Annotated in this window: 29 protein-coding genes, 1 pseudogene and 1 riboswitch; of the genes and pseudogenes, 7 read left to right on the top strand and 23 right to left on the bottom strand. The window is 40.1% G+C overall.

Annotated features, from left to right (window positions below; genetic code table 11):
- Positions 1-90: 90 nt before the first annotated feature.
- Complete coding sequence (locus AC0VX1_RS11570) at positions 91-501, bottom strand: CoA-binding protein (RefSeq protein ID WP_063576383.1); 411 nt, start codon at positions 499-501, stop codon at positions 91-93.
- 491 nt (positions 502-992) lie between these two features.
- On the opposite strand from AC0VX1_RS11570, the gene plsY reads away from it, so the two are divergent.
- Positions 993-1,580, top strand: a complete 588-nt coding sequence (plsY, locus tag AC0VX1_RS11565) for a glycerol-3-phosphate 1-O-acyltransferase PlsY (RefSeq protein ID WP_034312400.1) — start codon at positions 993-995, stop codon at positions 1,578-1,580.
- A gap of 172 nt (positions 1,581-1,752) precedes the next feature.
- Here the strand turns inward: plsY and AC0VX1_RS11560 are convergent, their stop codons facing one another.
- A complete protein-coding gene (locus tag AC0VX1_RS11560; protein WP_475471756.1) occupies positions 1,753-2,064 on the bottom strand; it encodes a protoglobin domain-containing protein in 312 nt (103 codons plus the stop codon).
- Between the two features lie 361 nt (positions 2,065-2,425).
- On the opposite strand from AC0VX1_RS11560, the gene AC0VX1_RS11555 reads away from it, so the two are divergent.
- Positions 2,426-2,575: a YycC family protein gene (locus tag AC0VX1_RS11555; protein WP_082609358.1), complete on the top strand. Its 150-nt coding sequence runs from the start codon at positions 2,426-2,428 to the stop codon at positions 2,573-2,575.
- 129 nt (positions 2,576-2,704) lie between these two features.
- Here AC0VX1_RS11555 and AC0VX1_RS11550 read toward each other — a convergent pair.
- A pseudogene (locus AC0VX1_RS11550) lies at positions 2,705-4,048 on the bottom strand (IS1182 family transposase).
- A 530-nt stretch (positions 4,049-4,578) separates the two neighbouring features.
- Complete coding sequence (locus tag AC0VX1_RS11545; RefSeq protein WP_475471313.1) at positions 4,579-5,064, bottom strand: NUDIX hydrolase; 486 nt, start codon at positions 5,062-5,064, stop codon at positions 4,579-4,581.
- Between the two features lie 90 nt (positions 5,065-5,154).
- Between AC0VX1_RS11545 and AC0VX1_RS11540 the strand changes: the two genes are divergently transcribed.
- Positions 5,155-5,451 (top strand): HesB/YadR/YfhF family protein, encoded by a 297-nt coding sequence (locus tag AC0VX1_RS11540; protein ID WP_034312410.1) that lies wholly within the window; start codon positions 5,155-5,157, stop codon positions 5,449-5,451.
- 37 nt (positions 5,452-5,488) lie between these two features.
- Here the strand turns inward: AC0VX1_RS11540 and AC0VX1_RS11535 are convergent, their stop codons facing one another.
- From AC0VX1_RS11535 to acnA, 7 genes are all read right to left on the bottom strand, one after another.
- Entirely contained in the window at positions 5,489-5,782 is a 294-nt protein-coding gene (locus AC0VX1_RS11535) for a hypothetical protein (RefSeq protein WP_034312413.1), read from the bottom strand.
- Positions 5,783-5,806: 24 nt separating this feature from the next.
- Positions 5,807-6,238, bottom strand: a complete 432-nt coding sequence (locus tag AC0VX1_RS11530) for an acyl-CoA thioesterase (RefSeq protein WP_034312417.1) — start codon at positions 6,236-6,238, stop codon at positions 5,807-5,809.
- Between the two features lie 157 nt (positions 6,239-6,395).
- Positions 6,396-6,641, bottom strand: coding sequence for a small acid-soluble spore protein Tlp (tlp, locus tag AC0VX1_RS11525; RefSeq protein ID WP_063591297.1), 246 nt, complete (start codon positions 6,639-6,641; stop codon positions 6,396-6,398).
- Positions 6,642-6,707: 66 nt separating this feature from the next.
- A complete protein-coding gene (locus AC0VX1_RS11520) occupies positions 6,708-6,851 on the bottom strand; it encodes an acid-soluble spore protein N (RefSeq protein ID WP_048678620.1) in 144 nt (47 codons plus the stop codon).
- A 128-nt stretch (positions 6,852-6,979) separates the two neighbouring features.
- Positions 6,980-7,108: an FbpB family small basic protein gene (locus AC0VX1_RS11515; protein WP_072272906.1), complete on the bottom strand. Its 129-nt coding sequence runs from the start codon at positions 7,106-7,108 to the stop codon at positions 6,980-6,982.
- A gap of 340 nt (positions 7,109-7,448) precedes the next feature.
- Positions 7,449-7,982: a redoxin domain-containing protein gene (locus tag AC0VX1_RS11510; protein ID WP_475471309.1), complete on the bottom strand. Its 534-nt coding sequence runs from the start codon at positions 7,980-7,982 to the stop codon at positions 7,449-7,451.
- A gap of 204 nt (positions 7,983-8,186) precedes the next feature.
- Positions 8,187-10,898 carry an aconitate hydratase AcnA gene (acnA, locus tag AC0VX1_RS11505; RefSeq protein WP_475471308.1) on the bottom strand — a complete coding sequence of 904 codons (2,712 nt, stop codon included), beginning with the start codon at positions 10,896-10,898 and terminating at the stop codon, positions 8,187-8,189.
- Positions 10,899-11,283: 385 nt separating this feature from the next.
- Between acnA and sspO the strand changes: the two genes are divergently transcribed.
- The gene (gene sspO / locus AC0VX1_RS11500; RefSeq protein WP_034312428.1) at positions 11,284-11,436 is read left to right on the top strand and encodes a small acid-soluble spore protein O; all 153 of its coding nucleotides are present in this window, start codon (positions 11,284-11,286) and stop codon (positions 11,434-11,436) included.
- A gap of 163 nt (positions 11,437-11,599) precedes the next feature.
- Here sspO and AC0VX1_RS11495 read toward each other — a convergent pair whose 3' ends face one another.
- A complete protein-coding gene (locus tag AC0VX1_RS11495; protein ID WP_034312430.1) occupies positions 11,600-11,863 on the bottom strand; it encodes a hypothetical protein in 264 nt (87 codons plus the stop codon).
- A 116-nt stretch (positions 11,864-11,979) separates the two neighbouring features.
- Here AC0VX1_RS11495 and AC0VX1_RS11490 point away from each other — a divergent pair, with 116 nt between their 5' ends.
- Positions 11,980-12,123 (top strand): small acid-soluble spore protein P, encoded by a 144-nt coding sequence (locus tag AC0VX1_RS11490; RefSeq protein ID WP_063576391.1) that lies wholly within the window; start codon positions 11,980-11,982, stop codon positions 12,121-12,123.
- 189 nt (positions 12,124-12,312) lie between these two features.
- On the opposite strand, the gene AC0VX1_RS11485 is transcribed toward AC0VX1_RS11490, so the two are convergent.
- The 9 genes from AC0VX1_RS11485 to tenA are packed head-to-tail and all read right to left on the bottom strand — an operon-like array spanning position 12,313 to position 19,630.
- Entirely contained in the window at positions 12,313-13,332 is a 1,020-nt protein-coding gene (locus tag AC0VX1_RS11485) for a thiazole biosynthesis adenylyltransferase ThiF (RefSeq protein ID WP_475471305.1), read from the bottom strand.
- The gene (locus AC0VX1_RS11480) at positions 13,329-14,096 is read right to left on the bottom strand and encodes a thiazole synthase (protein ID WP_034312435.1); all 768 of its coding nucleotides are present in this window, start codon (positions 14,094-14,096) and stop codon (positions 13,329-13,331) included. The genes AC0VX1_RS11485 and AC0VX1_RS11480 overlap by 4 nt, the downstream gene beginning before the upstream one ends.
- Before the next feature lies 1 nt (position 14,097).
- Positions 14,098-14,301: a sulfur carrier protein ThiS gene (gene thiS / locus AC0VX1_RS11475; RefSeq protein WP_034312438.1), complete on the bottom strand. Its 204-nt coding sequence runs from the start codon at positions 14,299-14,301 to the stop codon at positions 14,098-14,100.
- Between the two features lie 14 nt (positions 14,302-14,315).
- Positions 14,316-15,440 carry a glycine oxidase ThiO gene (thiO, locus tag AC0VX1_RS11470; protein WP_413021030.1) on the bottom strand — a complete coding sequence of 375 codons (1,125 nt, stop codon included), beginning with the start codon at positions 15,438-15,440 and terminating at the stop codon, positions 14,316-14,318.
- 1 nt (position 15,441) lies between these two features.
- Complete coding sequence (gene tenI / locus AC0VX1_RS11465; protein ID WP_413021029.1) at positions 15,442-16,053, bottom strand: thiazole tautomerase TenI; 612 nt, start codon at positions 16,051-16,053, stop codon at positions 15,442-15,444.
- Between the two features lie 40 nt (positions 16,054-16,093).
- On the bottom strand, positions 16,094-16,870 hold the full coding sequence (locus AC0VX1_RS11460) for an energy-coupling factor transporter transmembrane component T family protein (protein ID WP_057275908.1): 777 nt from the start codon (positions 16,868-16,870) through the stop codon (positions 16,094-16,096).
- The gene (locus AC0VX1_RS11455; protein ID WP_475471301.1) at positions 16,871-18,334 is read right to left on the bottom strand and encodes an ABC transporter ATP-binding protein; all 1,464 of its coding nucleotides are present in this window, start codon (positions 18,332-18,334) and stop codon (positions 16,871-16,873) included.
- Positions 18,335-18,352: 18 nt separating this feature from the next.
- Positions 18,353-18,931: an ECF transporter S component gene (locus tag AC0VX1_RS11450; RefSeq protein ID WP_034312445.1), complete on the bottom strand. Its 579-nt coding sequence runs from the start codon at positions 18,929-18,931 to the stop codon at positions 18,353-18,355.
- A 15-nt stretch (positions 18,932-18,946) separates the two neighbouring features.
- On the bottom strand, positions 18,947-19,630 hold the full coding sequence (gene tenA, locus AC0VX1_RS11445) for a thiaminase II (RefSeq protein WP_034312447.1): 684 nt from the start codon (positions 19,628-19,630) through the stop codon (positions 18,947-18,949).
- A 137-nt stretch (positions 19,631-19,767) separates the two neighbouring features.
- A riboswitch (TPP riboswitch) is annotated at positions 19,768-19,899 on the bottom strand.
- Positions 19,900-20,658: 759 nt separating this feature from the next.
- On the opposite strand from tenA, the gene AC0VX1_RS11440 reads away from it, so the two are divergent.
- Both AC0VX1_RS11440 and AC0VX1_RS11435 read left to right on the top strand, forming a co-directional pair.
- Positions 20,659-21,387, top strand: a complete 729-nt coding sequence (locus tag AC0VX1_RS11440) for a protein kinase domain-containing protein (RefSeq protein WP_475471299.1) — start codon at positions 20,659-20,661, stop codon at positions 21,385-21,387.
- Positions 21,378-21,608 carry a hypothetical protein gene (locus AC0VX1_RS11435; protein WP_475471297.1) on the top strand — a complete coding sequence of 77 codons (231 nt, stop codon included), beginning with the start codon at positions 21,378-21,380 and terminating at the stop codon, positions 21,606-21,608. The genes AC0VX1_RS11440 and AC0VX1_RS11435 overlap by 10 nt, the downstream gene beginning before the upstream one ends.
- Positions 21,609-21,900: 292 nt before the next feature.
- Here the strand turns inward: AC0VX1_RS11435 and AC0VX1_RS11430 are convergent, their stop codons facing one another.
- Together AC0VX1_RS11430 and AC0VX1_RS11425 are read right to left on the bottom strand one after the other, a co-directional pair.
- Complete coding sequence (locus AC0VX1_RS11430; RefSeq protein ID WP_034312477.1) at positions 21,901-22,173, bottom strand: HU family DNA-binding protein; 273 nt, start codon at positions 22,171-22,173, stop codon at positions 21,901-21,903.
- Between the two features lie 173 nt (positions 22,174-22,346).
- Positions 22,347-23,864: a cobyric acid synthase gene (locus AC0VX1_RS11425; RefSeq protein ID WP_475471294.1), complete on the bottom strand. Its 1,518-nt coding sequence runs from the start codon at positions 23,862-23,864 to the stop codon at positions 22,347-22,349.
- Positions 23,865-23,874 lie beyond the last annotated feature (10 nt).

The raw sequence follows: 23,874 nt of genomic DNA, 5'->3' as shown, positions 1-23,874 counted from the left end.
ACCGCTCAATGCCCGCTATGGCTGCCTTTCAGTTTTTCTCCAGAAATAAAGCTATACCTTAAAAAAAGAGCGGAAGTTCCGCTCTTCATTTTACTTAGTAAGGGCGTGTTCGACTTTTATACATCGATTCATGATGACAGTATGTCCTTTTTCTTTCAAGAAATTATAGGCTTCTTCATTTTCCACTCCTAGCTGCGCCCAAAAGATATCTGCATCGATTTCTGCAAATTCCTTGGCTATCTCCGGAAGGAACTCTGAACGGCGGAAAACATTGACGATATCGACGTGCCCTTCAATATCTTTCAGGGCTTTTACTGCCTTTACACCCAGCACTTCAGCTACAGCAGGGTTTACCGGGATGATTTCGTATCCGCTATCCTGCATGGCCTTCGATACCATATAAGAAGTGCGCTCAGGGTTATCAGATAAACCGACGACAGCGATGCGCTTCGATTTTTTCAACATCTTTCCCATTTCTTCCCTGCTTGGATTTTCTATCATTCTTTTCAATCCCCTTTTATAATAAAATGTAATATTTGATTAAAGAGTATTCCTAACAAAGGTATTTTACAGAGAAAAGCTGTTTATTACCATTATTAAGAAAAATCATTATACAAGAAAGAATAAGTTTAGAAAAGGCATGACTCACTTAACTTTCTTATGTTCATACAGACTACCACGTATTGTAACAATTTATACAAGGAGGCATCGTTCATTATATATTTACGAAAATAAGGAAGTCTAAACCTTTTACCGTTCATGAACTTAACGTATATCAAAAGATGTAGGTCCATCAAGGAAAATTCATTTTTTTAGTGGATTTTTTTTGGACAGCCGTACCATTTTGTCACGAAAATGTTACAATAAGAGAAGCTTAACAGGTATTTCAGGGCTGTTTTTAGCTATTTCTACACGTTTATTTTTGAAAAAGGGAACAATCTTCCTTAAACGTGATAAAAAAAGAAGATTTTTCTTAAAGAAAGGGTAATAGAATGCTTACATTTATCACTATACTGGCTGCCTACCTGATCGGTTCGATTCCGTCCGGTTTAATAATCGGTAAAACATTTTACAAAATCGACATCCGGGAGCATGGCAGTAAAAATCTAGGCGGGACAAATACCTTCAGGACACTTGGTGTCAAGGCAGGACTAACCGTTACTATCATGGATATACTTAAGGGTACCCTAGCAACTTATCTGCCGTATATGCTAGGCGTGGAAATGCATTTATTGCTAGCCGGAGTTATTGCGGTAGTCGGTCATATGTTTCCCATTTTTGCAAACTTTCGGGGCGGAAAAGCCGTGGCAACTTCTGCTGGTGTCATTCTTGCTTATGAACCATGGTTTTTTGTCTTTGCCGTCATCATTTTCTTTATATCCTTATACATATCCAAATATGTCTCGCTTTCATCCATGATTGCTTGTTTACTTGCTCTCATCTACAGTTTAGTTTTTCATATTAAAGATTTGCCGCTCATTATTGTAATCAGTTTAATAACGATCTTCATTTTTTACCGGCATCGCGCAAACATCAAGCGGATTATCGATAAAACTGAACCTAAAGTAAAATGGTTATAAGAACATGTGCATTACCATGTGAAGATAGGCCCGTATGCAAGGGCCTATTTTCCATTCTACAATTCATTTGTAAGTCATGCCTCGAAACCTTTTCACTAATTGCTGTTCGAGATTGAGTATCTATCCTATCGCTGATATTAAAGCCCGCTGCTCATCTTCATTCTTGGTTTGTTCAAAGACGATTCTTTGCATTTTGAAAACCGGGTGAATACCACCGGGGCTGTAAGCCAATACAATAATGAGTCTTCGCCACCTTTGTCCGCAATTTAACAAAATCATCGTCAATCACACCATTGAATAAAGATAACATATGAGTAATTAACGTCTTTCTCAATCTTCCCACTGTCCTGTGCACCGTTATAATCCCTTTCAATTCAGGAACCTGCAGAATTTTGATAAAAGGCATCAACAACTCCCTCGACCTGGGGTTCGATTGCCTCTCTAAAATATTGATCAGCTTTAAAACATATTCCGTTAAATCGATATATTAACCTGAAGTTTCACCTGTTCACTGCCCCATATCCCACTCCCCGGATTTTGAAAATCGCGACATAGCTAATCCATTATACCCAACAATAAAATGTGATTCTTTATACCTGTTTAATTGAAATTAAGTTAGGTTACCCTCAAAAAAAACGATTCATTTTGACTATTTATATTTCATTCCGGACTCCACACGATTCTTTTGTCAAGGTAAAATGGCCTGAGTCATTTCTACATTAACTTCAAAACGAATAAATCGTTTGGAATTCGTTTTGTGGAGAAAGAGTCAAGTAAGGATTGAATAATTGTTGAACAGGGGCTACACTGGAACTAGTTATTACATATCGATAGGAGAAAGTGCCATGAAACCATTGCAAATATCACCGGAAACTGCATTAAAGTTATCCAAGTCACTAAACTTGCCTTTAGAGCAAATCATGCATATGCCTACACCAGTCTTGCTGAAAAAGCTTGCCGAGGCTGAAGCAAAAGAAAAAGGCAATACAAAATAGCTGCAGGAATCTGCAGCTATCATTTTGTAGACAAAAGGGGTTCGGAATTAAAACATTCTGAACCCCTTTTGAAATCCCCTTTGAATTTTCGCCTAAAGTTAAAAGATTGCGGCTCTACGAGCCCACATGTTAGGCCATTTTTGGACCACGCCATGTCCAATTGGCCATCTTCTTTAAATTAATGGCAGCGAAAGTAAGCATCGCCTTCATTGACAATTTAAGTCCCCTTAAAGTAGTCCAACGCATACCATGCTTTTCTTTTGCATCTGCGAATACACGTTCAACCGTTTCTTTACGTTTTGCATATATAGGTTTTACATCTTGATGATGACGCAGATGATCTGCTTCTTCCACATGTGTTTGCCAGATATGCCATGTCACCACTTTTTAACAGTCTTTGCTTTCTGTACACCGAGATAAAAATGAGCATGTTGTACAAATTTGTTTTGGCGATTTGTACTCGCAATAGCCCTCTTTATTTGTTGTTGAGTACTTTAAAGTTTCGCCCGAAGGGCAAAGGTAACAATCAAAATGTTCATCGTATATATAGTCCTGTTTGCGGAAAAATCCTTCTTTGGTGCGAGGACGTGTATAAGTTAAAGCCGGTATGATTTCTTTGTTAAATAGGTAGCTTGTAATCGCTGGTGTTTTATAAGCTGCATCTGCGGCAACGGCTTACGGTTTTCCAACTTTCTCAATCACTTGTTCAACTAGTGGCTCTAAGATCTGGACTGTCATGTGTATTTCCAGGTGTTACAATCATTCCCAATGCAAAACCGTTGCGGTCGCTGCCGCTTGGAATGAATAGGCAAACTGTTTTGTTCGTTCATCTTTAACACATAGTAGCCACTCTCAGAATCCGTTATACTTTCTTTAATCTCTTTGGTCTCTTCTTTATCAAATTTATCTGGTGGAAAAGGCTTTTTTCCATGGTTTTCACGATCTTGATTGATTTCTTCTTGAAGACGTCCTTGATACGCTCGTGTTTCTTTACGAACGATTTTCTTTTCAAATTTCCGTTTATTCGCACTGGCTTTCACATGTGTGGAATCCACGAAAACGTGTTCAGCACTTATTAACTTTTTATTAGCAGCTGTCATTAAAATGCGATAGAAAATCTGTTCAAACAGGTCTGTATCTTTAAAGCGTCGCTCATAATTTTTCCCGAACGTGGAGTAGGAGGTATCATGGAAACCATAGCCTAAGAATCAACGGTAAGCCATATTGGTTTCAACTTCTTCAATCGTTTTACCCATGGAACGAATACCGAAGGTATATTGAATGAAAGTCTAAAATAACTGGATCAATACTTGGGCGTCCTAACTCTGAATACATATCTTTCACCAAGTCATAAATGAAAGTGAAGTCAATGGCAGCCTCCATTTTACGAACCAAATGGTTCGGTGGCACCAGTTGATCTAAAGTAATCATTTCAAGTTGATCTCGCTGAATAGAATCATGTTTAGAAAGCATCCTCATCACCTCAAGTTTTAATACTTCTATTTTAAAACAAAAATGACTCCAGGCAAAAGTGTTCTATCTAAAAGGTAAGACAAAGTTGATTGGAACGGAAGGTACGAGACTCCTGCGGGAAAAGCGCGTCTAGGGGAGACCCCGCAGGCGAAAGCCGAGGAGGCTCCCCGACCGCCCGCGGAAAGCGAGTGCCTGGAGTGGAAATCAACGTCCAAATTGTACAAGCCATAAAAATAGACAAACTCGATTTTCATCGAGTTTGTCTACAGTCTGATAGCTACAGGAATCTGCAGCTATTTTTGTGTGTGCTCATATGGGTACGAAACGATCTTACTGGCAATACCATTTCCGGATTTCCTTTTACAAGCCCCGTCTTTATGAGCAAATTAATTAGATGGCATTTCATTTTATCCTCACAATATATAATTTCAAAGTCTTGCTTAAATCATAAATATATCAATATTCCGAATATTCCCCCGCCGCTTTGGCTCAGGAATCAAAAAGGCAAAAAAACCGCAAATGGGCGGTTTTCAATTGAAAGTCAATTCTTTTGCCATATCATGCAGAGGCTTCTTTTTGACTGATATTAATTGTTCATTTTCATAGGTACATGCAAATTCTTGTGGTGGTTCATCCTGTAATATATCGCTCAGGTAATACTTTATGTTGGACACAACTTCACTTGCCTCCATAACCCATTGAAATGGCTTCCAGGCAAGTTCCCCTTCATCACAGGCAGATAGCCCTCCCCCTTCATCTTCAGCTCTGTAAACATACATTCCACCTGTTTCATTCCATGTCACGATTCCTCGAAAGCTCATCCCCCTTACTTTCAATCCAGTTTCTTCAAGAATTTCGCGTTCCATCGATTCATCGATGGTTTCACCTTTTTCTATTTTCCCGCCTATGCCATTCCATTTATGCCGATTGGGATCCTTTCGGCGAAATAGCATCAACACTTCGACTTCGTTGGATCTTTTTCGAGTTATGAAACAAATATTGTATATAATATCCATTGTTATTTCCTTTCTTAAACGCACATTATTCGCATCTACCGTATAATTACTTTATACTTAAATAACGAACCTCTAGGAAGGAGAATGAGTATGAAACTGACCATTTCCGATCAAGCAGCTAAGTGGTATATTGATGAACTGGGGCTTCAAGAAGGCTCTCATTTGCGCTTTTATGTAAGATATGGCGGGCATAGTACCGTCCAAAGCGGCTTTTCATTAGGTATCATGCAAGAAGAACCGGAAAATGCAGCGGCCGCAACGACTATGAACGAGATTAATTTTTATGTAGAAGAAAAAGATTTATGGTACTTTGATGGCCACGATTTACTTATTACTTTTAATGAAAAACTGACTGAACCAGAATTTCAATATGAAAAGAGTGCTTGACAATAAAGCAGCGGTGTAAACTGCTGTTTTTTCTTGTTCAATCGAGCAGACGCTCTTCAATATCTTCCGCCCTAAGAATTTCCGCTTGTTTATCCCCTAAAAGATCAAAATGAGAATAGCCATCCTTCCTGTGATGAATCCACTCTTTTTTTAGCCCGTATTGCTTACCCCACTCCGCTAAACGCCTTAAATCCTTGCATCCGACTTTTGTTACCGTCTTGCAACCGGGAAATCGGTCATCCAGCCAATAATGAGTTAAAAAAGCTATTTGGCCTTGATCGATTTTCTGCTTCCAGGCTACGATGTCTACCCGTTTAATCCCAAAAGCCATTTTTGATCACCTCAATAATTGTAATTAAACCAATTCATCCTGCTTTTTATTTTTCTCATAGGCCTCATGCCATTCAGGATACATGCGTTTAATGGATATTGGGCGGAAGCTCTCCTTTTTAACGCAAACGTGGGAAGAATGACCTGTAGCCGCCACTTCATTTTTCCCATTAACGATCTCATACCCATAAACGACGCGTAAACCGTCATATTTTTCAATCCAGGTTTTAATTTTCACCTTATCACCATATCTAACAGGGGTTTTATACGAAGCTTGAATATCCATAACAGGTGAGAGGATGCCATCCGCTTCCATATCAGCATAATAAAACCCTAAATCATTTATCAATTTTGTCCTGCCTAGTTCCATCCATATTAAATAATTCGCATGGTAAACAACACCCATTTGATCTGTCTCTGCATACCGCACTTCAATTTCGTTTTCAGCTATGAACATTTTGTTTCCCCACTTTCATTTCTCTTGCAATAAACATTTTACCATAACAATTGTGCAAATTTCATTTAAGCTGTCTTTATAGACTGTTTCCCTTCATTGAACCTAAAATGAAAGGGGAGAAAGATTTCTCATCTCTTTCTCCCCTTTACCTAGTTGTTTACATATTATCGTTACTATAACCGTTTTCCCGTGCTTCCTGCTCATCTTGCATTTCTTCCTTCATTCCATCAATGCTCTTTCTTCTTCGTTCATTTTTATCCTGAATTGCCTGCTTTTCTTCCCCTGAAGAAAATGATAACGTTTCATTTGCAGCGATTATATTTTCTTCCGTATTTTCTATTGCATCTTGAATTTTTTCAACATTATCCAAACGATTATCCGGATTGTGCTTATTTGTGCCCATTATTTTCACCTCATATTATTTATTCACATAATATTATTACGATTACTTTATAACCTTGTCCCTTGATTACTCGCCTTTAGTTTGAATGACCTGAGCATGTTTGCCTGATTTGTCCTGCATTTTCTTACCGTTGTTCCCGCCCGCTGCTATTGGCTGTGTTCCTTGATGGCTCGGTCTAAAGTGTTTGGAATCTTTTTTTGGATTACCCATTCTATCGCCTCCTTCTCTTATCATGGATAAAAAAGAGGAAATTCATGAATGCCAGTTTTTGAAATAGTTATGAAAAAAGAGCCAGCACCTTGAAGGGACTCATGGCACTGACTCTTTTTAAGCAAAGACTATTCAGCCTTTTGCATATGTTTTTTTTCAAGACGTTCTTCAAGTCTTTCCATTTGTTTAACGTCCATCAATAATTCCCTTTTATTTTCTTTAATTAATTCTTCAAATGTCCTTTTTCTTTTTTTCATGCTTTTCACCTACTTATTTTTAATATACAATTCAGCATTGCCAAATTAACGTAAAATTATGACTATATGGTTTCCATCCCTTTAATTGTCATAATTATCAGATTTTTAATCCGATAAAAATTCCATATCTCCACTCTTACTTTAACCCTTTTTTCATAAACTTTAACCATAATTTTTTAATTTTTTTGATTTTTCCATAAAAGTTTGACAACTTTGTTAACATACATAAAAACGGAACCTCATAAGGTTCCGTCTTGTAATAAAAACGTTCCTTGTTTTCAGAAACCGGGGTTTTCGGCAGGAGTGTGTCGCAAATCACTTCAAACTTCATATGATTACCCTACTGCATACTATTTATATTTCGTTCCATATCTTTTAAGGTCATGGCCGAAATTACCTTATTCCTGATAATGCCTTTTTTGTCGATGAAGTAAGTTGTCGGTATGCTAAGAATTTTGTAGCGCTCATTCACTGGATTTTTTGCACTTTGACTATCCAGCGGTATGGTAAAAGTAATTCCATTATCATCCACAAATGCTTGTACATCATTTTCAGGGTCAATATTTACTGCAAGTACGACGACATCATCACCCGCCTGTTGTGTGTATTTCTCCATATCCGGCATTTCCTTCTTGCAAGGCGGGCACCACGTTGCCCAAAAATTCAGCATTACCTTTTTTCCCTCATAATCCGATAATTCAACTTGTTTACCATCCAAAGTTTTCAGGGAGAAATTCGGTGCTTTAGCTCCAATTTTCAATCCGCCCAAAGCATCTTTTTCGTCATTTCCCTTCGATTCATTATCCATCGCCTGCACGATCGCTACAGTAATAAGTGATAGTAAGGCCACCGAAGCAATAATTTTTTTAAGCATACTCGTCCTCCTAGTCCCATTACAATAAAAATATTAGTCCATTTCCAGAATTAGAACAACTTCCCTATTCCATCTTAACAATAAAAGGGTATGCGGAAAAGTGCAATTCCTATAAATCATATCATGATATCTCATTGTTTCATAAACCTGACACAAAAAAAGCGGTAAACCTATAATAGGTTTACCGCTTCCTAAAAGCTGAAATTAGCCTTTTAATTTATTACGTAATACCATTTGAAGGATACCACCATGACGGTAGTAGTCGATTTCGATTTCGGAATCGAAACGAACAAGTACATCAAATTCTTTTACGTTTCCAGCTTCATCAGTAGCTGTAACTTTTACGATATCACGCGGTTTAACCGTTTCGTCGATTTTAACTGCGATCGCTTCTTTACCAGTCAATCCAAGCGTTTCAGCGTTTTCGCCTTCTTTGAATTGAAGTGGAAGAACACCCATTAATGCAAGGTTAGAACGGTGAATACGTTCAAAGCTTTCAGCGATGACTGTTTTGATGCCAAGAAGGTTAGTACCTTTCGCAGCCCAGTCACGAGAGCTTCCCATACCATAGTCTTTACCAGCGATTACTGCAAGACCTGTACCATCAGCTTTGTATTTCATACAAGCATCATAGATAGCCATTACATCGCCTGTTGGCCAGTAAGTAGTGTAACCACCTTCTGTACCTGGAGCAACTTGGTTACGGATACGGATGTTTGCAAATGTTCCGCGCATCATCGCTTCATGGTTACCACGACGAGAACCGTAAGAGTTAAAGTCACGCGGTTTCACACCGTTTTCGCGAAGATAGATACCAGCTGGTGTATCTTTACCGATTGCACCTGCAGGGGAAATATGGTCAGTTGTTACTGAGTCGCCGAATTTACCAACTACACGCAAGCCGGAAAGTGGGTTAACTGAACCCGGTTCTGGTGATAATCCTTCAAAGAATGGAGGATTTTGAATGTAAGTCGATTTAGAATCGAAAGCATAAATCGCTTCGTTGCTTGTTTGGATTTCATTCCAACGTTTGTTATCGTTGAATACTGTTTCGTATTCTTTACGGAATAATTCCGGTGTAACTGTCGCTTTAACAGCAGCGTTAACTTCTTCTTGTGATGGCCAAATATCAGCAAGATATACATCGTTACCATCTTTGTCTTTACCAAGAGAATCATTGTTAAGATCGAAGTCCACAGTACCAGCAAGTGCATATGCAACAACCAAAGTAGGTGAAGCAAGATAGTTTGCTTTCACTAGTGGGTGAATACGACCTTCAAAGTTACGGTTACCAGAAAGTACTGAAGTTACTAGTAGATCAGCTTCAGCAACAGCTGCTTCGATTTCGTCAGCCAATGGACCTGAGTTACCGATACATGTTGTACAGCCGTAACCAACTACGTTGAATCCTAATTGATCAAGGTATGGTTGAAGACCTGCATCACGAAGGTAACCAGTAACAACTTTAGAACCTGGTGCCAATGATGTTTTTACATAATCCGGAACAGTCAAGCCTTTCTCAACTGCTTTTTTAGCAATAAGACCCGCTCCAAGCATTACGTACGGGTTAGAAGTGTTCGTACAGCTCGTGATTGCAGCAATTGCAATCGCACCTGTTTTCATTACCGTTTCTTTGCCATCGGCAAATTTAACAGTTACTTCTTTATCCAATTCAGAATTGTCCATGCCAAAACCTTGGTTGCCCATAGGTGCATTGATCGCGTCATGGAAAGATTTTTTCATTTGAGAAAGTGGAATCAAATCTTGCGGGCGTTTAGGGCCTGAAAGGTTTGGTTCAATTGCTGAAAGGTTGATTTCCACAACATCATTGTATGCTGGATCTTCGTTTTCAGGAGAGTAGAACAAACCATTTTCTTTGCAGTATGATTCAACCACTTTAATTTGTTTTTCATCACGGCCTGTTAAGCGCATGTAATCGATCGCTTCTGCATCAACAGGGAAGAAACCAACTGTAGCACCGTATTCAGGAGCCATGTTAGCGATTGTTGCACGGTCAGCAAGTGGAAGGTATCCTACTCCTGGGCCGTAGAACTCAACAAATTTACCAACTACGCCGTGTGCACGAAGAACTTGTGTTACTTTCAATGCAAGGTCAGTAGCTGTTGTACCTTTAGGAAGTTGGCCAGTCAGTTTAACACCAACGACTTTTGGAACTGGGAAGTAAGATGGCTGTCCAAGCATGCCTGCTTCTGCTTCGATACCGCCGACACCCCAACCAAGAACACCAATACCGTTGATCATTGTAGTATGTGAATCTGTACCGAAAACAGAATCAGGGAATACTTCGAAGTCTCCGTTTGGAGTTTCAACAGCATGAACCACGTTCGCAAGGTACTCTAGGTTAACTTGGTGAACGATACCAGTTGCCGGTGGAACTGCACGATAGTTGTTGAATGATTTTTGAGCCCAGCTTAGGAACTGGTAACGCTCTGCATTACGTTCGAATTCAAGATCCATATTGGCATCTAGGGAATCCATTGTACCTGCTTTATCAACTTGTACAGAGTGGTCAATTACAAGGTCAACCGGGATTTCCGGGTTGATTTTGTCAGGATCTCCACCAAGTGCCGCGAAAGCATTACGTAAAGAAGCTAAATCAACAACAACTGGAACACCAGTGAAATCTTGTAGGATTACACGTGAAGGCTTGAACGGAACATCTATATCTTGTTGCTCGCTTGTTCCCCATTTAGCAAGGTTCGCAACGTGTTCTTTTGTGATTACTCTTCCGTCTACTTGGCGAAGGACCGCTTCAAGTAATACTTTAATGGAATATGGAAGGCGTGATACTTGGCCATCCCCTGCTTTTTCAATAGCGTCTAGGCTGTAGTAGTTGTAGCGTTGCCCATCAATTTCAAAGGACTTACGCGCTTGGTATACGTCATTTTTCGTCATGAATATTACCCCCTATTAAACTGTCAGAACGTATTCTGCACATGAAAGTAAAACCTGGTTCACTGAAACCATGTTTACTATAAATATAAGTAAAAAAGTTAGTTTGTCGAATTTTCTCTCTCTTCTCCCACCCTAACTCTTCCTTCAACTTAATACTAATATAGAAATGAGTATAAGTAAATAACAAGAAAGTTATTGTTTTTGATAAGTTTCTCTTATAGAAAAAAATCCCCCACATATTAAAGTGCATTTAAGAAGACTTGCTGATATGCATTTTCTTGAAAATCCCCCTATTTGCGGCCTGATAAATTATTCCATCAAAACATATTGACACTTCATACATAATCATTCGACATTATCACATTCTATGGGTGGAGGTGTCGAAATGACAAAACAAAAGGCAAATCATGTTATACCAGGTATGAATGCAGCAAAAGCGCAAGGTAATGGGGCTGGATACAATGATGAACTGGGAAATGAACCGCCATTATCGGAAATGCAAAGGCAAAACAATAAAAAAAGAAAGAAAAACCAATGATTCCCCTCATTTTTAGACTTTAAATTAGGATAGGCTTTTTGAAATGGCAGATGTCCTGCATTTTTCAAAAAGCCTATTCCTTTCTAAAATCAATTAACGCACAAGTAAAACGCGCAAAACCCAAGACTAATGCGCATGGACTCATGACGAAATAACCAGTCACTCAATAGTCCTCAGAATTGACCTCATTGACGATTGCCTGGATATCCTGTTCGAATTTTTTCAATTGTTCTTTCTGGTGTTCGGAAGCGGTGACTAAAGCAGATTGTATTTGTTGATAGGCCTCGTTCACTTCCTGCTTCACATGTTTCAATTCCGTTCCGTAATTCGGTGCGTTTTTCTCAATGGATGAGTATACATCAAATACTTGTTGATAACTTTGCTGGGCTTCCTGAAAAGACCTTCGCTTATCTTGTTTATCCTGCATTTGGATTCAGCTCCTTAAATATGGTGTCCATCCATAGCATGTACGAGGTTTGCAAATATATGTATGTGAATAAAATTTCACGGACTGATTATCTTAAGAGATAGGAGGGATCGAACATGAACAAAAACGATGGTAAAGATATGCGAAAAAATGCTCCTAAAGGAAATAACCCAGGTCAACCAGCACCGTTAAGCGGTTCTCATAAGGTGAAAAACAGGCAGCACTCCCGTCAGAAGCATAATAGCAGTCATGATATGTAAGCTGCTTAAATAATCGTTCCATAACAAAGCGGTGCCGCCCCAAAAAGGCAGACACCGCTTTCGTTTTATATTTCTGAAGCAAATAAGCCACATTGGGAAAATGTTCGATACCTTCCTATTATAAGGGCATCTTTTTTTGGCACTCTTTCACGGGTATAAACGTGTATTGCAAGTCGGTGCCATTCCATTTCAGCCAAAATAACGATGATATAACGTTTTTGCTTCTGCAATATCTTTTGTTCCATGAATCAACGCCCGCCCGTTTTTAAAAACGACCAACCGATGGGCTCCAATGGTAAATGAAAGTAAATAAGGATTCCTGTCGATCTTACCACCTTGTGCGATAAGATTATTTTCGAGTTCCGCTAAGTCTCTTTCAACCCTCATTGCCGGCCGGATTTGGACGGAATCCCTACCGCATAAAACGGCGGTCTTTGTTCGATTTGAATAAGAGAGGTGGGGATACGTTCGATTTGACCCACATGACAAACAAGTATCCTTTTTTAATTTCGCTACATTTATCGATGAATGTTCATTTTTCCAAAGATCAAATGAAACGATTTTGTTTCTCAGCGATTCGTGATCTTCGACAAGGATTTTTAAAGCTTCCGCCATTTGATGGGCAACGACCGTTTGAACGGCAGGACTGATGATTCCCGCCGTATCACAAGTCAGTCCTCCAATCGGGACCGTTTCCAGCAAACAATTCAAACATGGTGTCTTCTCTGGGATCACCGTGTAACTTATCCCATAACTCCCTACACAGGCACCGTAAATCCAGGGGATTTTATATTTTTGTGCAGTATCGTTAATAAGCATCCTTGTGTCGAAATTATCAGTGGCATCCAATATCAAATCCACGCCTTCAACAAGCTTCGCCAATTCATCAACCGAAACATCCGCCACATGTGATTTTACGATTACATCCGAATTTAGCGCATTCAGGCGATTCTTCGCTGCCACTGCTTTCGGTATTCTTTTTTGTGCATCATCTTCACAATAAAGCTGTTGTCTTTGAAGGTTGCTCCACTCTACATAATCCCTGTCAACAATGGTGAGTTTCCCAATTCCGGCTCGAACAAGGCCTTCCGCAGTTCCCGTACCGAGAGCACCCGCTCCAATCACCAAAACGTGTTTTTGGCGAATTTTCATTTGCCCTTCTTCCCCAATAGGACCAAAAAGTTCTTGACGTGAATAACGCTCATTCATCCAATGCTCAATCCTTCAACTGGGCTGCTTGCAATCGCGTAATCATTTTTTTCGATTCTTCCTGCTTCATACCCCAATCGCCCTGCCTCAATGGCAAGTTTCATTGCTCTCGCCATTTTGACTGGGTCTTTCGCCCCGGAAACAGCAGTGTTAAGCAATACGCCATCCGCCCCCAATTCCATGGCGATCGCTGCATCAGAGGGTGTTCCAATCCCTGCATCAACAATTACCGGCACCTCTGATTGTTCCATGATGAACCGTAAGTTCAGTGGGTTTATAATGCCTTGACCAGAGCCAATTGGTGAAGCTCCGGGCATGATTGCATGGCACCCCACTTCTTCCAGGCGTTTAGCGAGCAAGACATCATCCGAAGTATAAGGTAATACGGTGAATCCCAGTTTCACTAATTCTTCAGCAGCTTTCAATGTTTCAATCGGGTCAGGCAGCAGTGTTTTTTGACAGCCAATGACTTCAACCTTAATCATGTCACATAAGCCAGATGCCTTTGCAAGCTGGGCTATGCGCACTGCTTCTTTGGCTGTTTTAGCTCCTGCCGTATTGGGAAGGAGTGTGTATTTCTTCAAATCAAGCTTTTCCAAAAAATTGGGCTGACTGGCTTCAAAAATGTTCATTCTCCGGACCGCGAATGTTAATATTTCCGTCTCCGAAACCTCCACTGATTGTTTTTGAACATCGAAATTTGGATATTTCCCAGTACCTAATAATAATCTTGAAGAAAATTCATAAGAACCAATCTTTAACATATCATCCGCCTCCTACAAAATGTACAATCTCTACCTTGTCTCCATTTGACAAAAGTGTTTCACTTAGACTTTCTTTTGCTAATATTTCATCATTCAATTCAACGATCACTACTTTTTGATGTAGATTAAAGTGTTGTAAAAGCCCTGTAACTGTTGATTCTTCAGCAGGAATCCGTATTTTTTCCCCGTTAATAATCAATTCCAATTCATCCACCTCCATCAAGAAAAAAGGGGCTGTATCGAACGGTCCAATCGAAAAGGGGACCATTCGGGATTTGCCTTCCTTTCCAAAATATCCGCTATAAGTACACCTGTAATTGGAGAAAGCAAGATGCCATTCCTATAGTGCCCCGTTGCAATGAAAAGTCCTTTGCATGCCGGATGTTCACCGAAGTACGGTAAGCCGTCCCCAGTTTGGGGGCGTATACCTGCCCATGTCTTTTCCAATTCGGTTCCTTTAATCGCCGGAAGCAATTGCGTTGCTCTTTCTATTAACGTAGAAATCCCCTCAAGACTTACCTTTTGATCGAAAGTGTTCGCTTTAACCGTTGCCCCGACAATGATTCTTCCGCCAACTTTGGGCACAAGATAGCAGCCATGTGAGAAAATTGTCTTTTCAAGCAATGGACGATCGGTCAGGACGGAAAAGCACTCTCCCTTTACTGGATAACTGTCGAGTATGATCCCTGATTTTTCTAGGAGGAAAGCACTCCAAGCGCCACCTGCCACGATGACATTTTCACTTGAAAATCTACCTATGTCCGTGACAACTCCCGTTACACATCCGTTTTCCGTAACCAAATCGGAGACATGAACAAATTCCTTTATATCCACACCAAGGGCAGCTGCAGATTCAGTAAAAGCGAGCGACAGTCTTGTGGCTGAAACTTGTCCATCATTCGGAATGAACATGGCTCCTTTAATCTCATCCGATAAAAGCGGTTCCGTTTTCCTTATTTCGGCAGTCGATAGCCATTCAGCCTCAAGTCCGGCATTTTGCTGGACTTTGATCATGTTCTTCAACTCGGCTACTTGATCACTCGATAGCGCCACCTTATACATGCCCTTATTCACTAATTCGATGTCTATTCCACTTATGTCTTTTAATTCTTCCGCCAGTGCAGGAAACATCGCCCTGCTTCGACTTGCCAATGTAAAAAGGGGATTATCAGGATCTAACTCGGATTGTGCTCCTAACATCCCAGCTGCAGCACTGGATGCTTTACTGGCAAGTCTGTCTTTTTCCAATAAGAGAACCTTCTTACCTCGCTTGGCTAATTGAAAGGCAATGGATCCACCTATTACTCCTCCCCCAACAATGATTGCATCATATATGGTTTTCATATTATGTCTCCTTTCCCAAAGACTTCGCATATTCTTTAACGGCTTCAATCGGATTTTCAGCTTCAAGCACACCTGACATGACCGCAATTCCGTGTGCCCCCGCATCCAGCACGTCTTGGCAATTGAAAGGTGTTATTCCTCCTATCGCAATTATCGGAAGATCGACATTTCTTGTGATTGCATGAAGCTCCTCAACTCCCCTAGGAGGAAGGCCAATTTTTGAAGCCGTTTCAAAAACATGTCCATAAATCGCGTAATCGGCCCCTTTGCTGAATGCGGCTTTCGCTTCATCCATGGAATGGATCGAACAGCCAACATTCATCCCTGGAAAAGCTCCTTTTACGACTTCTGCATCTAAGCTATGAAAAGCCAATTGCACACCAAATGCTTTGTGTACCCATGCTACATCCACCCGGTCATTAATGATGATCTTAGAAAGCGGAATCTTATTATCATGTAATAGCCTCACTGCTCGACAGAGTTCCGAAGCACTCCTATGCTTTTCCCTTAAATAAAAGAAATCAACATGTTCCTGAATGTTTGAAGCGATTTCCACAAACTTTTCAATTGGCTGTTTCCCAGTGGAAATTATATGCAATTCATGTGCATTCATACTAGAACCCCCAACTAGTAAAGTTACAATCCCATAAAAATCAAATAGATACTAACGGGAATTGAATCGATAGGTAAAAGCCGGCCAACAGCAGGATGATAAAATACAGAATGAAACCATGGTCCATTTTTGAAAAACCAAATTCATAATAGTATGTTCGATCCCGAGTGTCTGTAAATCGCTTTGCCTCCATCGCAACCGCGATTCGGTGAGCACGTCTGATGCTTCCGGATAACAACGGGATGGAATAGGCTTTCATTTTAAAATAGACCGACCTTATCCCTTTTCCTCTTTCGAAACCGCGTACCTTCATCGCGTTTCGTATCGTTTGGAACTCCTCCATCATGATGGGAATCAGCCTTAATGCCGCCATGAAACTATAGGCATATTTCGGTTTAAGCTTAACTTGCTGCATTAACGAATAAAACAAGTTCACTGGTCTCGTCGTTAAGGAAAAAGTTAAACCAAGGGCCGCAAAGAACAAAGCTCGAAAGCCTACCAGTAATCCCCTCATGAAACTTTCTTCCGTAATCGATATGAGGCCCCACTCAAACCAAAGCGTCTCACCTTGCCCGAATAATATCATTGCAGAAGAGGTGGATATAAAAATGAAACAAAAGGGAATCGACAAAAGCAGGATGCGTTTTATCGAATGCCCGGTAAAAAACAAAAATAATATCAATACGCCAATGGTGATGTTCATCATATAATTCAGGTCATGAATGAATAACGCCACGATGCATAATACAATCAGTACACCAAGTTTAAGGCTTGGATTAATTCCATGGAGCCATGTTTCTGCGTTTGAAACATTCATCTACATGACACTCCTTTTAACTTTGGTCTCGACAAATCCGGCTTGCGCGATGTTTTTATCACTTATTACGTTTCCGCCCTTTACCGTCCAGATCCTGGTTGCAAAGTTTTTTGAAATATGTTCGTCATGAGTTACCATGATCACGGTTATTCCGCGCCTTCGATATTCCTCGAACCATTCCAATAATGCAAAGGTATTTTTCGAATCTTGGCCAAATGTCGGCTCATCCAGGAGAATGATTTTTTTGTCGATGACGATTGATGCTGCTACGCTTAAGCGACGCTTTTGACCCATTGATAATTGAAACGGATGTTTATCCCGATGTGCCTCAAGGCGGAACACTTTAAGCAATGAGCGGACTCTCTCATCTATTTCTTGTTGCGGCCTTTTATCAATACGCAATGAATAAGCAATCTCTTCATATACAGTATTTGCAACGAACTGAAACTCAGGATTTTGAAAGACAAACGTCATATGATCCGTTGGATTTTTCACCATTTTAATGGGGTTCCCCAATAATTCATACGTACCTTTCGTTTTTATGAACTGCATCAATGCATGCAAAAGTGTACTCTTGCCCGCGCCATTTTCTCCCCTGATCACAATCCATTCTCCTGAATGGACCTTCAGCTCTTCAACCTGGATTTTTTCCTCTTTATTCCGAAAACCGCTAAATCCTTGCACATCCATAAGAGGTAAACAATCTGTAAATTGGTGTTCCCTAGTGGGTGCATACTTCTGTATATATTCATCCCAAACACCTGGGAACCAAATTCCATGTTCTCTCATTTCATTTTTATATAGGGAAAGAATGGTGTCTCTTGGACCATCAGCTATGATTTGACCGTCATCGTTTAAAAGCACGATTCGTTCGATGAATTCTAAAACATGGTCAATTTTATGTTCGACGATAATAACCGTTTTGTCTTTTCCGACTTCCTTCAACAAGTCCCAGATTTCTTTCGTTCCTTCCGGATCAAGCATGGCTGTCGGTTCATCTAAAAATAGCACTTCTGGTTCAAGGGCCAATACTGAAGCGATTGCCAGACGCTGCTTCATCCCGCCTGATAATGTTTCTATACTTGTGTGCCCTAGGTTCAATCCTACATTACGGATTTGATTTTCAATTTTCTCTTTCATTTCTTCTTTAGGGATGGAAAGATTCTCAAGGACAAAGGCAATTTCCTCATCGGCAAATGGCATGCAAAACTGGCTATCAGGATCTTGAAAAACATACCCCCATGAAGAAGGGCATTTCAATTTCTCCGCTTTCATCGGGACTTCGATGGAATTCGGAATCAATCCGCTTAACACTTGCAACAGAGTGGACTTACCACATCCTGATGGTCCCAACAATAGCACTTTTTCTCCTTGATCAAACGATAGTGATAGATCCTTGAATATCAAAGATTCATCACCGGGAAATTTCATTCTTAACTTTTCAACAGAAACGATTGGTTCCATGGCCCTCAACCTCTTCTTTTAATCAAGTTCTGCATAATCTTTATTGGAAACCGGACGCACAAGATTAGTTACCCCTGTTGCTTCCAGGACTTTAACTAAATAATAAGCGGTCACACCTGCAAAGAATATGGAACCCACAAACCTCGCTATCATGAATAACGATAGATTCCAAGTAGAAAGAGCACCTATTTCCCCGTATGCAAAATCCATGATAACTGATGCCAGGCAGGAAGCCATCGCAGCTAAAACGGCCACCGGCATATTGAATTTTTTATATTTGAACCCCATGAACACCAGTTCCGCGAACAAACCTTGGACCACCCCATATAACAGTACAGTCAGCCCCCATGGGGAACCTAGAAAGAATTCCCCGGAAGCTGCGGCTATCTCCGCCAAAAGTGCCACACCCGGTTTCCGTAAAATGAAAAAGGCGACAGGGCCAGCTATAAACCACATTCCATAAATAAGTTGATCCAGATGTAATCCTAATGGTTTAACGGAATAATAAATCGAACCCCAAAGGATATAAACGATTCCAAATGCTACCGCAATCACGATCGTGACTAATATATCCGTTAATTTCAATCCTTTTTTCATTGTTTCATTCTCCTTTTATACTTCTAATGTTTCCTTATGAACGGGCCATGTCTCTAAACGATAAGCCATTTCCCAAAATGAGTATTCATATTGGCTGCTGAGAATAAAATGCTCTTTCATTCTCGCCTTATCTTCTTCAGTTACTTTTTCAGCAATCTCATCCAGCCTCGCAATTTGTTCTTCCACCAAAGTGCGGAACCACTCTCCTCCGTAAGCCGCTATCCATTCTTGATAAATCGGCTCTTCGGGCATGCACCCTTGCAGCTTTTCACCTATCTCATAATACAGCCAGTAACACGGCAAGATAGCTGCAATAACATCTCCTAAATGTCCCGAATAAGCCGCACGATACATATGGGAAGTATAAGCATAGGCAGTCGGGGCAGGCTTGAAATTTTCCCGTTCTTCTTTAGTGATGCCTAATCTCTCGGAAAAATTCTCATGAAGCTTCAACTCCGCTTCATATGTTCCTTGTGCATGGCCGGCAAGCCTGCTTGTTGTATGTAAATCTGTAGCCTTGACTGCCCCTAAGGCTTGAACTCTAGCAAAATGAGATAAATAATAGGCATCTTGCATGACATAAAAACGGAAACACTCCAATGGCAATGTGCCATCTCCTATTCCTGCAACGAACGGATGATTAAAACTAGCTTCCCAAATGTGATCAACTTCCTTACGGATTTCCTCTGAAAACTTCATGTCCATTACCTCCGAAATTGTATTTTTTCATTGAACGTTACAGAAAAAAAACACTTATCACCCCTTTTTTTGCAAACAAAAAACCACTTTCTTAAACGTAAAGAAAGTGGTTGTACTTGAAATAATACAGAAATGTATAGTTCCAGACCCCACTTCCCTACGCTGGTATAAACCAGATCAGGTTCTAAGGGTCTTAAAGTCATACTTCAATCTCAGCTTTTGTGGGTAAAAAATCAACTTTTACCTATAAAGCACCCCTAGTGGTACAAATTGTATATTAAATTCATTTGCCTTTATATTAACACGATAAATCCAATTGTCAAACGTATTAGAAAAGTTTTCTTGATTTAGGGTTACTAAACTTTCAATCTTTCATACCCTCAATTCCCGTAGCCTTCAAAGAATTTGATCAAAGGGAGCTCAGTTAGTAGTTTACTCGTGAGTTTTACCGGTTTACTCGTGAATTCTACTGTTTTACTCGTGAGTTTTGCCGGTTTACTCGTGAATTCTGCTGTTTTACTCGTGAATTGGCCACTTGACTCGTGAATTCAGCAGTTCACTCGTGAGTTTTTGCAATTTTACTCGTGAATTTAATGAATTCACAGTAATCCCCTTTTGAACTTTCCATCAAACCAGCTCACTATTGTGACGCCGGTTAGGGATTTCCCAAAGCAACTTCTCAACTCGCGCCCATCCACCTCATCACCTCCTACTCTTTTATTATGAATTCATTATAGTAAACTTAATATTTTTAAAAACCATATAATTTCATAATGTGAAAATATAGGAATTATTTATTTTTAATTGTGAACTATCAAAAGATCGCCCCGAAGAAATGACTTTCATTACCGCATTATCAAAAATCAGTGTTAAACTAACCATGATCATTCATATTTCCAGCATAGTTAATAATGGTCTTTTTTTTTGGTTCTTGACTCGAATATTTGAAAGTGGTGAGGGAAGTTTCAATTTTTCGTTCCTTTAGAAAGTTCTACCAGTTAATTGTGGATATTCCTTTAAAAAAGAGTGTGGTTTTGAATTACCGCTACGAGGTAAAAGCTGTAATCGGAACAGGAAGCTACGGTATTGTTTATCGTTGCAATGATTTGAAAATGAATGAAAATATAGTGATCAAACAGCTCCGGAAAAGTAAACGCCGCAGTAAAAAAGAGCTGAAACAATTTGAAAATGAAATTTCCATATTACGAATGTTAAACCACAGAAATATCCCTAAATTTCACGAGAAATTTTCGCAAGATGGAAATGTTTATTTTGTGATGGATTTCATAGAAGGGAATAATTTAGAAGACCATATTTTCTCGAATCAATTAACGTTCAATGAGAAAGAGTCTCTACATTTTCTGGTTAAGCTGGTCGATTTAGTATGTTATCTACATGAGCATGACATTTTCCATCAAGATATACGTATACCGAATATTCTACTTAAAAACCATCAGCCCATTTTGATAGACTTTGGTTTGTCCAAGATGATCAATTCGGACAACCTCGCTAGAGAATCCATTTTGCAGCTGAAAAGGCAGGATTTTTACGACTTGGGGGAAATACTTCTATATGTACTTTATACGACGTACGCTTCCAAAAGTAAAAAAGCACTTCCTTGGACAGAAGAGCTTTCGTTAGAAAAAGAAACCGTGCATATACTGAAAAGGTTATTAAGCATCCAAGAACCTTACTCAGATATTAAAGATATCTCAATGGACCTTCAGGCTGTATTGAAGTCAAAGAATTGGAATTAGCTGCTGCTGCCCCGCCCTTTTCTCTTGTAGCGGTCACTTCCACTCATGGGATACCTTTTGTAGCCTCGGCTGCTGCTGCTGCTGCCTCGGCGATAATGCCCATGTCTTCGCTCACTGCTGCCTTGGGAAAGCTGTTTGATTTTTTTCATTATTTTCTTCAGCATTTCTTTCACCTCTTTTATTTTGGTTTTAAAGCCTGTTATTCATTTAGCCTAACATAGTCACAGTATAAACCTTATTAATAAGTACTATAATTTTTTTTCATTTGTGTTACAGTCCATTACTGCTTCATGGATTCGGCTTTTTTCATTGTTGGTCATGGGAACGCCCTAATCCCTTCAATTTATGAAACTCCAAATGGCTCTTACCATATACGAATAGATGACAAAGTCGATTTTTTATCTTTTCCATTTCTGAGTCACATTCGGTATATATTATCTGTTTTTCGAATCAGTCAGAAAACAAAAAACCTGGCGCATATTTCATCGCCAGGTTTTTTTCTTCGTTCACCTTTTATTTTACAGCTTCTTTTAATTCCTTACCTGCTTTAAAAGCAGGTACTTTACTAGCTGCAATTTGTATTTCTTCGCCAGTTTGCGGGTTTCTTCCTGTACGGGCAGCACGGTCACGCACTTCAAATGTACCAAAACCAACTAATTGGATTTTTTCATCTTTAGCAAGTGTAGCCGTGATTGTTTCAAACAATGCATCCACTACTTTTTTTGCTTCGTCTTTTGTCAGTTCAGCTTGTGCTGCAACACTGCTCACTAATTCTGTTTTATTCATATGAACACCTCATCCTTTTATTTTGTATAAAATATGTAGAGAAGACAACATAACATATCTTGTATGCCTCTGTCACTTATTATGGCTAAATAAAAGGAATTGCAGCTCAAAATTGATCTTTCATGCAGATAAAAGGGCCTTGATCAACATACTAAGCACGGTCTGACTCTTGTTCAACTTTCTGCAGTTTCGAGCTGCAGCCATTGATAGACGGTATCCATATCAATGTTTTCTTCCAGATGGGAAGCCAAAAGGTTATACGCTTCCTCCCTGCGCTCCGAGTCGCTTTGAACGTTTTCCTTCACTTCATCCAACCCCTTGTTCCGTCGGATTTTGTTAACCAGTAATCTAGTGAACAAGCGATTATGGAATATTCCATGGAGATATGTTCCCATAACTTGGTTGTCATTGGAAATGGCTCCATCCTCTCTTCCATCCTTCAATAATAGAAAGGGCCTTACTTGTGACTTCAATGTCGTTCTGCCTAAATGTATTTCGAAACCGTTAAGATTCATTTGACTTTCCATTATCCCAGCAGAAAGGACACCTTCCATTTGTACCGTCTTCTTTTCTGCTTGAAAGACGGTTTCCACCGGAAGAAGCGAAAGCCCTTCTGCGTTCTCACCATCACCCTCGATAGCATCAGGATCGAAAAGTTTAATCCCTAGCATTTGAAAACCGCCGCATATGCCGAAGATCATCGTTCCTTGTTTCCGCCGTTCATCGATGGCCCGATCAAATCCCATACGTTTCAACCACTCTAAATCTTCCATCGTGTTTTTTGTACCCGGCAAAATTAGCAGATCGGGATTACCTAACTCATGGACACTGCTAACAAGTTGGACACCTACTCCGGGTTCATCGAAAAAAGGATCCACATCTGTAAAATTGGAGATCCGCGGAAATCTCAGGACGGCTACATCGATCGGAAACTCAGCCTTTTTAGGTTTTTTAAAACGTAAGGAAGAGAGGGCAAGTGAATCTTCCGCTTCAATATTCACGTCTAGATAGGGCAGCACCCCGAGGACCGGAATCCCGGTTTCCTTTTCCACCCATTCAATGCCATCGTCCAACAATTCACGCATGCCACGAAATTTATTGATGATGATCCCCTTTACACTATCTCGTTCATCTTGATCCAATAAGGCAAGTGTCCCGATAATGGACGCAAATACTCCACCACGGTCAATATCGGCCACTAAAATGACAGCTGCATCCGTGAGCTTAGCCATTCGCATATTTGCAATATCCCGGTCCTTAAGGTTAATTTCAGCAGGACTTCCTGCCCCTTCGAGTACAATGATGTCATATTCATCTTGTAGTTTTTCCACCGATTTACGGATGATGGGCATGGCTTCCTGGACAAATTGGGACCGATAGCTTTTTGCATTCATATCAAGAAAATGTTTTCCGTGAACGATCACTTCCGAAACCATATCCTGCTTTGGTTTCAGTAATATCGGATTCATATCAGTCGTTGCCGTTATCCGTGCTGCCTCCGCCTGTACTCCCTGAGCCCGTCCGATTTCACCGCCATCCAAGGTTACATAAGAATTCAAAGCCATGTTTTGTGATTTGAAAGGGACGACACGTAATCCTTTATTGGAAAATACCCGGCAAAACGCCGTACAAATCAAACTTTTCCCTACATCGGATGACGTCCCTTGTATCATGATGGATCGTGCCTTCATTACGCTCACC

The organism is Peribacillus sp. QJM3NY_7 (genome assembly GCF_056173225.1).
This window is presented reverse-complemented; position numbering and strand designations above follow the sequence as displayed.

Coding starts and splice junctions, on each gene's coding strand:
- AC0VX1_RS11540 (WP_034312410.1), top strand. CDS start 5,155: ATGAAACTGACCATTTCCGATCAAGCAGCTAAGTGGTATATTGATGAA.
- AC0VX1_RS11485 (WP_475471305.1), bottom strand. CDS start 13,332: ATGAATGAGCGTTATTCACGTCAAGAACTTTTTGGTCCTATTGGGGAA.
- AC0VX1_RS11425 (WP_475471294.1), bottom strand. CDS start 23,864: ATGAAGGCACGATCCATCATGATACAAGGGACGTCATCCGATGTAGGG.
- acnA (WP_475471308.1), bottom strand. CDS start 10,898: ATGACGAAAAATGACGTATACCAAGCGCGTAAGTCCTTTGAAATTGAT.
- AC0VX1_RS11455 (WP_475471301.1), bottom strand. CDS start 18,334: ATGGAACCAATCGTTTCTGTTGAAAAGTTAAGAATGAAATTTCCCGGT.
- AC0VX1_RS11495 (WP_034312430.1), bottom strand. CDS start 11,863: ATGCAGGATAAACAAGATAAGCGAAGGTCTTTTCAGGAAGCCCAGCAA.
- tlp (WP_063591297.1), bottom strand. CDS start 6,641: ATGGGCACAAATAAGCACAATCCGGATAATCGTTTGGATAATGTTGAA.
- AC0VX1_RS11530 (WP_034312417.1), bottom strand. CDS start 6,238: ATGTTCATAGCTGAAAACGAAATTGAAGTGCGGTATGCAGAGACAGAT.
- AC0VX1_RS11545 (WP_475471313.1), bottom strand. CDS start 5,064: ATGGATATTATATACAATATTTGTTTCATAACTCGAAAAAGATCCAAC.
- AC0VX1_RS11535 (WP_034312413.1), bottom strand. CDS start 5,782: ATGGCTTTTGGGATTAAACGGGTAGACATCGTAGCCTGGAAGCAGAAA.
- AC0VX1_RS11555 (WP_082609358.1), top strand. CDS start 2,426: ATGAAACCATTGCAAATATCACCGGAAACTGCATTAAAGTTATCCAAG.
- AC0VX1_RS11490 (WP_063576391.1), top strand. CDS start 11,980: ATGAACAAAAACGATGGTAAAGATATGCGAAAAAATGCTCCTAAAGGA.
- tenI (WP_413021029.1), bottom strand. CDS start 16,053: ATGAATGCACATGAATTGCATATAATTTCCACTGGGAAACAGCCAATT.
- AC0VX1_RS11570 (WP_063576383.1), bottom strand. CDS start 501: ATGATAGAAAATCCAAGCAGGGAAGAAATGGGAAAGATGTTGAAAAAA.
- sspO (WP_034312428.1), top strand. CDS start 11,284: ATGACAAAACAAAAGGCAAATCATGTTATACCAGGTATGAATGCAGCA.
- AC0VX1_RS11450 (WP_034312445.1), bottom strand. CDS start 18,931: ATGAAAAAAGGATTGAAATTAACGGATATATTAGTCACGATCGTGATT.
- AC0VX1_RS11515 (WP_072272906.1), bottom strand. CDS start 7,108: ATGAAAAAAAGAAAAAGGACATTTGAAGAATTAATTAAAGAAAATAAA.
- AC0VX1_RS11510 (WP_475471309.1), bottom strand. CDS start 7,982: ATGCTTAAAAAAATTATTGCTTCGGTGGCCTTACTATCACTTATTACT.
- tenA (WP_034312447.1), bottom strand. CDS start 19,630: ATGAAGTTTTCAGAGGAAATCCGTAAGGAAGTTGATCACATTTGGGAA.
- AC0VX1_RS11460 (WP_057275908.1), bottom strand. CDS start 16,870: ATGAATGTTTCAAACGCAGAAACATGGCTCCATGGAATTAATCCAAGC.
- plsY (WP_034312400.1), top strand. CDS start 993: ATGCTTACATTTATCACTATACTGGCTGCCTACCTGATCGGTTCGATT.
- AC0VX1_RS11430 (WP_034312477.1), bottom strand. CDS start 22,173: ATGAATAAAACAGAATTAGTGAGCAGTGTTGCAGCACAAGCTGAACTG.
- thiO (WP_413021030.1), bottom strand. CDS start 15,440: ATGAAAACCATATATGATGCAATCATTGTTGGGGGAGGAGTAATAGGT.
- AC0VX1_RS11520 (WP_048678620.1), bottom strand. CDS start 6,851: ATGGGTAATCCAAAAAAAGATTCCAAACACTTTAGACCGAGCCATCAA.
- AC0VX1_RS11480 (WP_034312435.1), bottom strand. CDS start 14,096: ATGTTAAAGATTGGTTCTTATGAATTTTCTTCAAGATTATTATTAGGT.